At 42.3% G+C, this 7,455-nt stretch carries 7 protein-coding genes; 3 read left to right on the top strand and 4 right to left on the bottom strand.

All coding sequences use genetic code 11. From position 1 onward, the window contains the following. Positions 1 to 173: 173 nt before the first annotated feature. Together AACV20_RS08895 and AACV20_RS08890 are read right to left on the bottom strand one after the other, a co-directional pair. The gene (locus tag AACV20_RS08895) at positions 174 to 656 is read right to left on the bottom strand and encodes a YajQ family cyclic di-GMP-binding protein (RefSeq protein ID WP_170907153.1); all 483 of its coding nucleotides are present in this window, start codon (positions 654 to 656) and stop codon (positions 174 to 176) included. Between the two features lie 27 nt (positions 657 to 683). Beyond that, positions 684 to 1,745 carry a 3-deoxy-7-phosphoheptulonate synthase gene (locus AACV20_RS08890; RefSeq protein ID WP_026028836.1) on the bottom strand — a complete coding sequence of 354 codons (1,062 nt, stop codon included), beginning with the start codon at positions 1,743 to 1,745 and terminating at the stop codon, positions 684 to 686. A 206-nt stretch (positions 1,746 to 1,951) separates the two neighbouring features. Between AACV20_RS08890 and AACV20_RS08885 the strand changes: the two genes are divergently transcribed. Both AACV20_RS08885 and AACV20_RS08880 read left to right on the top strand, forming a co-directional pair. Beyond that, complete coding sequence (locus tag AACV20_RS08885) at positions 1,952 to 2,842, top strand: putative PEP-binding protein (protein ID WP_094143135.1); 891 nt, start codon at positions 1,952 to 1,954, stop codon at positions 2,840 to 2,842. Between the two features lie 119 nt (positions 2,843 to 2,961). After that, on the top strand, positions 2,962 to 3,441 hold the full coding sequence (locus AACV20_RS08880; protein ID WP_017047658.1) for a PaaI family thioesterase: 480 nt from the start codon (positions 2,962 to 2,964) through the stop codon (positions 3,439 to 3,441). A 14-nt stretch (positions 3,442 to 3,455) separates the two neighbouring features. On the opposite strand, the gene AACV20_RS08875 is transcribed toward AACV20_RS08880, so the two are convergent. Next, positions 3,456 to 4,808 (bottom strand): hypothetical protein, encoded by a 1,353-nt coding sequence (locus AACV20_RS08875; RefSeq protein WP_170907152.1) that lies wholly within the window; start codon positions 4,806 to 4,808, stop codon positions 3,456 to 3,458. Between the two features lie 98 nt (positions 4,809 to 4,906). Here AACV20_RS08875 and AACV20_RS08870 point away from each other — a divergent pair, with 98 nt between their 5' ends. Beyond that, positions 4,907 to 5,740, top strand: a complete 834-nt coding sequence (locus tag AACV20_RS08870) for a CvfB family protein (RefSeq protein ID WP_013856923.1) — start codon at positions 4,907 to 4,909, stop codon at positions 5,738 to 5,740. Positions 5,741 to 5,944: 204 nt separating this feature from the next. Here AACV20_RS08870 and rsmF read toward each other — a convergent pair whose 3' ends face one another. Next, positions 5,945 to 7,366: a 16S rRNA (cytosine(1407)-C(5))-methyltransferase RsmF gene (gene rsmF, locus AACV20_RS08865; RefSeq protein WP_212752568.1), complete on the bottom strand. Its 1,422-nt coding sequence runs from the start codon at positions 7,364 to 7,366 to the stop codon at positions 5,945 to 5,947. Positions 7,367 to 7,455: the final 89 nt, after the last annotated feature.

Below are 7,455 nucleotides of genomic sequence, written 5' to 3'. Positions count from 1 at the left end.
CAGATTCTGTCTTAATTGACTTTGCTGCTTCACGAGCAAAAGCTTCGAGTGCTTTCTTATCCATATTGTCCATCCTTAGCCTTTAAGGCTTAAGTTTAGACAGTTACACAGAATTCAGGACACTCTCAAAAGCCACCTAGTGAGGTGGCTTTGATATTTTATTCGTGGTGCTGTTAGTCTCGAAAATTGTCATATTGGAATGGCTGGCCCATATCCGATTCACGCATTAGAGCGATCACTGATTGTAAATCATCTCTCTTTTTACCCGTTACTCTTACTTTTTCACCTTGAATGGATGCTTGGACTTTGAGCTTGGCATCCTTAATGGCTTTTACCACTTTCTTTGAGGTTAACGGGTCCAGTCCTTGTTTAAATTGGACATCTTTAAACCAGCGCTTGCCGGAATGTACAGAATCTTTCGCTTCCATCGCTTTGGCATCAACACCTCGTTTCGCGAGGTTGCCACGTAAAATATCCATCATTTGACCCAATTGAAAATCATCTTCTGCAGACAGTTTTACAACTTCATTTTTGAGTTCAAATCCAGCTTCTACATTACGAAAATCAAAACGAGTAGAAAGCTCTCGGTTTGCATTATCGACAGCATTACGAAGTTCAACAGTATCGACTTCTGAAACGATATCAAAAGAAGGCATGGTGTTTCCTTATCTATTGCTTAGTATTTATTTTAAGTTACGGCGGTCAGTGATCGCTTGTGCCAGCATATCCAGCATAGTTGCTGTGTCATCCCATCCTAAGCATGGATCGGTAATCGATTGACCATAGGTGAGGTTATTTAAGTCATGCATTGGCTGATTACCTTCGATAATGAAGCTTTCAGCCATAATACCAGCAACGAAATCCTTACCTGTACGTATTTGTGTGCAGATGTCGGCCGTTACATCTATCTGTTTTCTATGCTGCTTTTGGCAATTCGCGTGGCTAAAATCTACGATGAGGCGCGGGGCTAAGCCGAATTCGATCAGTTGCTCGCAGGCTGCAGATACGGAGTCAGCGTCATAGTTTGTCCCTGTATCACCACCGCGTAAAATAACATGGCCAAAGGGGTTACCACTGGTACGATAAACGGTCATACGGCCATTTTTATCCGGTGAGTAAAAGTAATGCGATGCTTGGGCCGCTCGAATGGCATCAATAGCAATTTTGATGTTGCCATTCGTGCCATTTTTAAAACCGACAGGGCACGACAGTGCAGACGCCATTTCTCGGTGTATCTGAGATTCCGTAGTACGCGCACCAATAGCTCCCCACGTGATGAGATCTGCGATGTATTGCCCGGTGATCATGTCTAAAAATTCAGTCGCAGTAGCAAGGCCTAGCTTGTTGATATCTAATAATAATTTCCGTGCTTTATTGAGCCCTGTTTCCAGTGCATATGAACCATCCAGATTGGGATCCGTAATCAAACCTTTCCAGCCCACAACGGTACGTGGTTTCTCGAAATAGGTACGCATGACGATAAACAGTTCATTTTTATATTGGTCTTGGATCGCACTCAAACGTTGAGCGTAATCCATTGCTGCTTCAGTGTCGTGTACTGAACACGGACCGACAATGACTAACAAGCGATCATCGTGACCAGTCAGAATATTTTCAATTTGACGGCGTGAGTTTGCGATGCGCTCTGCTACGTCGTCTGTGATCGGATGCGCATTTCCAAGCTCTGCCGGAGTCGGCATTGGGCCCAAGGCTTGAGTTCTTAATTCATCTGTTTTTAATGGCATGGTAAAGCCTGTACTCTTATTGCGAAGCGGTAAAGATAACGGAATTGGCAATAGGAATAAACTCCAAAACGGAAAACTTATTGCTTATTATCTGCAAGATGAAATTTTATTCATAAATTTGTCATAAATATTTACTTTTACTTGAATTAATACTCGGCTATGGGTATTTTCCTGAGCAAGATAATTAAAAATGTAGGGAGTAATGAATGAGTTTGGCACAACATGATACGATCCACCCTCAGTTGATCTTAGGTGATGCCCTTCCAGCGGCAATTGAATCAAGTGGAAATGCCCAGCATTTGTATGTATCGCTGTCCGACATTATTTTAGATTCGTTGTTTTATCATCCTTCGATTGAGCAACATTTTGCGAATCTAACTGAACTTGAGCAAGGCTCTTTGCAATCCATTCTTGATGACAAAGCGGTGGCGGAGCATTTTACGTCAACCATTGTTGATAGAGTCGTGGCAGCGGTTCAAAAAAATCACACTACGATTCGTGTCTGTTTGAGTGATGCAGATAGTTACACTTATAAAGCGTTGATCGGTGGAAGTGTTGAAACGGATGAAATTAACCCAGCGATGGGAGTGCGTGGCGTATCGCGTTTTTCTTCCATCCAGTATGCGAAAGCGTTTAGTTATGAATGCGCTGTGATCAAGGCATTGCGCAAGCAAGGATTGAACATCGAAATTGTGGTGCCATTTGTTCGAACATTAAGTGATGCGGCTACGATCATTGACCGACTGGCAGAGCAGTCTTTACCTCGGAGTTTAGATGGTTTGAAAGTGCTTTATTCTTGCGATGTTCCATCAGCGGCATTATTGGCAGAGCGTTTGATGCACTATTTTGATGGTGTGGTCATCAACATCGATAACTTAACACAATACACATTAGGCATTGATAAAGAGAATCCCGAACTTTCCCATTTGTTTAATCCAGAGAGTGAGGCGGTCATCACGTTGCTCGATTTAGCATCAAAAGCGGCACGTCATGCGAATAAGCCGATTTTGGTCGTCACCCAAGCACTCGCAAGTTATCCAAAGCTGCAGGAGCACTTAGCTGAAAGTGTTCAGGCTGATGTTGTGGTAAAAATGTAATGATCTGATTTGGGCGCAGAATAGCTGCGCTCAACCCTAACTTTTTGTAACAACTTATTGACATTTCACAGCGTATACCTTGAACTGGTCCGACAACCATATTGAAAAGGTCAAGCCTCATGCTCTCCCCATTAACAAAAGCGAATCTTTACTTAAATCTGTTTGGTTTTTTAAAAGTGCCACTGATTTGGTCCTGCAGGCCAAAGATTTTAGTGCTAAATGAACGCTCTGTAGAAATCAGAATTCCACTTAAACGTCGCAATAAAAATCATTTAAATAGTATGTATTTTGGTGTGTTAGCCGTTGGTGCAGACGTAGCGGGCGGTTTTATGGCAATGCATAAAGCACAACAGCGTGGCTCCAAAGTATCGTTGGCGTTTAAAGCGGTTAGTGCGGAGTTTTTAAAAAGGCCGGAGGCGGATGTTCATTTTCATTGCCATGATGGCCAGCTAATAGACAGTATGCTTGATGAAACTATCGCGACCGGAGAGCGGGTCAATCAGACAGTAAAGATCATTGCAACCTGTCCTTCGTTGCATGGTGACGAGCCTATGGCGGAGTTTCATCTTACTTTATCGTTAAAGCGTATTGGTAAATAAGGCTGAATTAGAGATTACTCGCTTAATTCTATCGGTTCAATGTCGACAATCTTATTTCTATTTAAAACAATTTTCCAACGGTAGTAGCGGGGCTCTTCTTTATGGTTATCTTCTTTGATAATCAAGTTGATCAAGTGCCGTTTTTCTACGGTTTCTCGACTCACTTGACCACCACTTAACTGATAAATGCGATTAGAGCCTTTGTCCATCAAACGGGTAATAGGGCGTAGATCAATGTGTAAAGTTTCGCGTGTTTCCTCATAGCCACTCATGAAGCGTGAAGTTGACATGGCCGTTTCTGAGCGATAGTGAAGTACCTGTTCCTCCCTTTGAACAATGCGTTTCTTTCGAATTGTTTTGATTCGGTCTGGTAATTTACTCAGGTTGGTATAATCAAGCCATTCAATTTTGTAACCCACAGATTTTCCGGTCGTTGGGTCTATGTAACGACGCTTCCATTTCGGTTTTCCTTTACGGATCCAGCGCCACAGCATATCGCGTAAGTCATCTTTAAAGATCTCGCGTAATGCATAAACAAACGACATAGCGATGATAAAAGAGGCGGTGATTTCCCCCCAATAGTCGCGAGCTGTAATGGCGATGACGGTGACAAACAGCATTACAAGCCCAGTCGCGATGCCTTTTACGGCACGCTTCATGTTATTACCTAAAGAAGTGACGTGTTCATTAAGCACAATGGGATGCTCGATTAAACGGCGTAGTAGGCGCATCTTGTTACTCAGCCGAGTGATGTCTTCCCCTGCCTTTGCCGAGTTGTAATTGTTAAGTTTACGATGTGCCTGTTCTTTCTCAACCAGTGTAATTAGACGCTCTTTGATGGTTTTATATTCACCATCGCGGTTCATGTGTGCGACTAGGGAAAGAAACTTTTGCTCAGTATACCAAGATAAATAGTTATCAATATTGGCGTAATAGCGTTTTAAGCTCTCTTCATAAGGAATGCTGCGGCGCAATCTTTTCAAAATATCTAAAGAGAGTTCAATGACACTATCAACTTCATCTGATGTGACGGTGTCACTCGTCGTGTTGAGTTGTACTACAGCTTTATCTAGAGCGATAACATACTGATAAGCAAATAAACTCAAACTGACTCGATACTGAGTAGAAGAGAGATGGCCTCGTTGTGCAAGTCGGCTGTGCACTAAGGGCAGTAACGTTTTATCACTGTAATACGCACGCTCTTGGTGGATGAAGCTATAGTAAAAGTCAGATTCAGGAAGTATTTCGGGTGTTAGACCTAAATCACCGGGAATGAATAGGTAAATGTCTAGATCAAGTTCTTTGCTCTGAGACATGGCATGTGAAATTTTAAGCGTGATGGTATCTTGCTTATCGACATTAACCAAAGAAAGCTCCTGAAAAAATGCTTATTTTTCCCTTGAATGCAGGAAAGGATAACAGAGATCACGTATAATCTCTGCAAAATTGAGGTGAGACATAGTAAATGATTAACGTTGGTCAAATAAACAGTTTAGAAGTCGTGAAGATTGCTGATTTCGGCGTATTTTTGGATGCTGAAGATTTTGGAACCACTTTACTGCCTAAACGATTTACCCCAGATGGGGTTGAATTGGGGCAGAAAATAGACGTATTTTTGTATTTCGATTCAGACAATCAACTTGCCGCGACGACTGAAAAACCGATTGCAAAAGTAGGTGAGTGGGGATTGATGAAAGTTCAGGGTGTGAATAGCACTGGTGTTTTTGTTGATTGGGGTCTGAAGGGTAAAGATTTATTGGTGCCTTACAGCGAACAGCGTGCTCGTTTTAAAGAAGGACAAATGATTTTAGTGTATGTCTACACTGATAAGGCTTCCGGCCGCATCGTAGGCACAACTAAATTCAACAAGTGGCTGGACAAAACCCCTGCAAACTATACGCAGAATCAGCAAGTTGATCTATTAATTGCAGAACACTCAGAACTCGGATACAAGGCCATCATCAATGGTGAGCACTGGGGGATGATTTTCCCATCAGATGTGTTTGGTAAGTTGTTTATTGGTAAGACCTTAAAAGGCTATATCAAAAATATCCGTGAAGATGGAAAAATTGACCTAGCTCTGCAAAAAATTGGCGTAGCAAAAATGGATGAGCTAAGCACTAAGATCATAGAGTTACTTGAGAAAAAGGGTGGTTTTCTTCCATTAAGTGATAAATCGACACCAGAAGCTATTTTTTCGATGTTCCGTACCAGTAAGGGAACCTTTAAGAAGAGTATTGGTGGTTTGTACAAGCAGGGAAAAATTACCATTGGGGAAGATGGAATTCATCTTGTATAGCTGAGGCGTCCACCTCCTGTTGCAATTTATTTTCCTTGACGATAAAAAAAGGCCCAAAACTTTTCCGTTTTTGGGCCTAGGGGAATGGCTCATTTGAGCCTACGCTAATCATTAAAATAGTCGTACTTATGCTTCCCTGTAAGTATAATTGTTATCGCTAGAAGTGCGCGTGTTTTCTAGATTTTTGTCCTATTTTGGGGCGTGTTAAAACAAATTTTTATCTTTAACGAGTTCTCTTGGTAAACCATTTTTTATGCGGTTTCCTACCCATTTTCCTAGGCCAATCACATCGTTACCGAGTTTAACCAGCACTTCGCCAGTGCCAGTTTGTAGTGCTGGTCTGACATCTCTGCCCATGTACCAATCTCGCGCTTCTTCAATCGATAGTGTGATACAGTTTGATTCGTTACCAGTCGCTAATGATGTAGCGACTTGATGTTGCCAGCGATAACCTTTTTTATGTGTTTCAGCGATTTTTATCCCCATGCGAGAGAAGCGGAATTTGCCGAGCATAGGTTCCAGTGCGTTTGGAAATAACCATACATCATTATCACGTAGCCAGACACTGGTATCATCGGGGATCACAACTTCAAACGTTTTCATGAGTTGATCCGCGATCTCTTGTGTGAGTTTAAGGTTGGCTTTCGCAAAAGGAAATTGACCTAAGCGTTTGTTGACTTCAGGGTGGGGTACAGAGCTAAGTTTACGGATTTTTGCAACAAAAAAACCTTCACAATCATAAGTTTGAGGGAATATATGCAAGAACCCTTCGTCTGTAATAGCTGCTTTTGCATCCTCAAACAATGAGCTAAGGGAAACAAATTCAACTGATTGTGGATATTTTTCTTTTAGATGCAAGCACACTTGTTGGTTCTCTTCTGTGCTCAATGTACAGGTTGAGTAGACCATCACACCGCCGGGCTTTAAAGCTTGAAACGCACTTTCAATCAAATCTTTTTGTGTTGTGGAAATCGACAATACAGATTCTTTGCTCCAGTTTTTCATCGCATCAGGATCTTTACGGATGGTACCTTCTCCTGAGCATGGCGCATCTATTAACACCGCATCAAATTGTTCCGGTAACCAACCGCCAAAGACTCGACCATCAAAATTGCTCAGTGCACTGTTACGTACACCGCAGCGTTCGATATTAGCATGCAGCACTTTAACACGGCTGGCTGAAAATTCGTTGGCGACTAATACGCCTTCATTTTCCATACACGCCGCAATTTGCGTTGTTTTTGAACCCGGAGCCGCCGCCATGTCGAGTACTGAATTGAACGATTCACCGCCAGTGAAAAGAGCGGATACTGGCATCATAGAACTGGCTTCTTGAATGTAAAAAAGACCTGCCATATGTTCGGCGGTATTACCTAAAGGTACGACAGACTCGTCGGCTTCAATCCAAAAACCCGTATTACACCAAGGCACTGGTGATAAAGCCCATCCTTTTTCTACGGCACGTTGACAAAAACTATCGACAGAGATTTTTAGCGTGTTGACTCGGATACTTTTACGCAAAGGACGCTGGCAAGCTGCAATAAAATCACTCATCGTTAGATGTGTGGGCAGTATCGCTTCAATTGTCGCAAGAAAAGGTTCAGGTAGGGTTATATTGGCGTACAAAGCAGTATCTCGTCTGGGAGTTGAGGCCGGATTATATAAGAATCGTGATGAGATCAAAATAATAAAAAATGCAGCCGATCAGCTGCATT

The sequence above is a fragment of the Vibrio sp. B4-6 genome, assembly GCF_963888245.1.
Classification (GTDB): domain Bacteria; phylum Pseudomonadota; class Gammaproteobacteria; order Enterobacterales; family Vibrionaceae; genus Vibrio; species Vibrio anguillarum.
The sequence above is the reverse complement of the archived record's forward strand: the minus strand, read 5'-3'. Positions and strand labels throughout refer to the sequence as shown.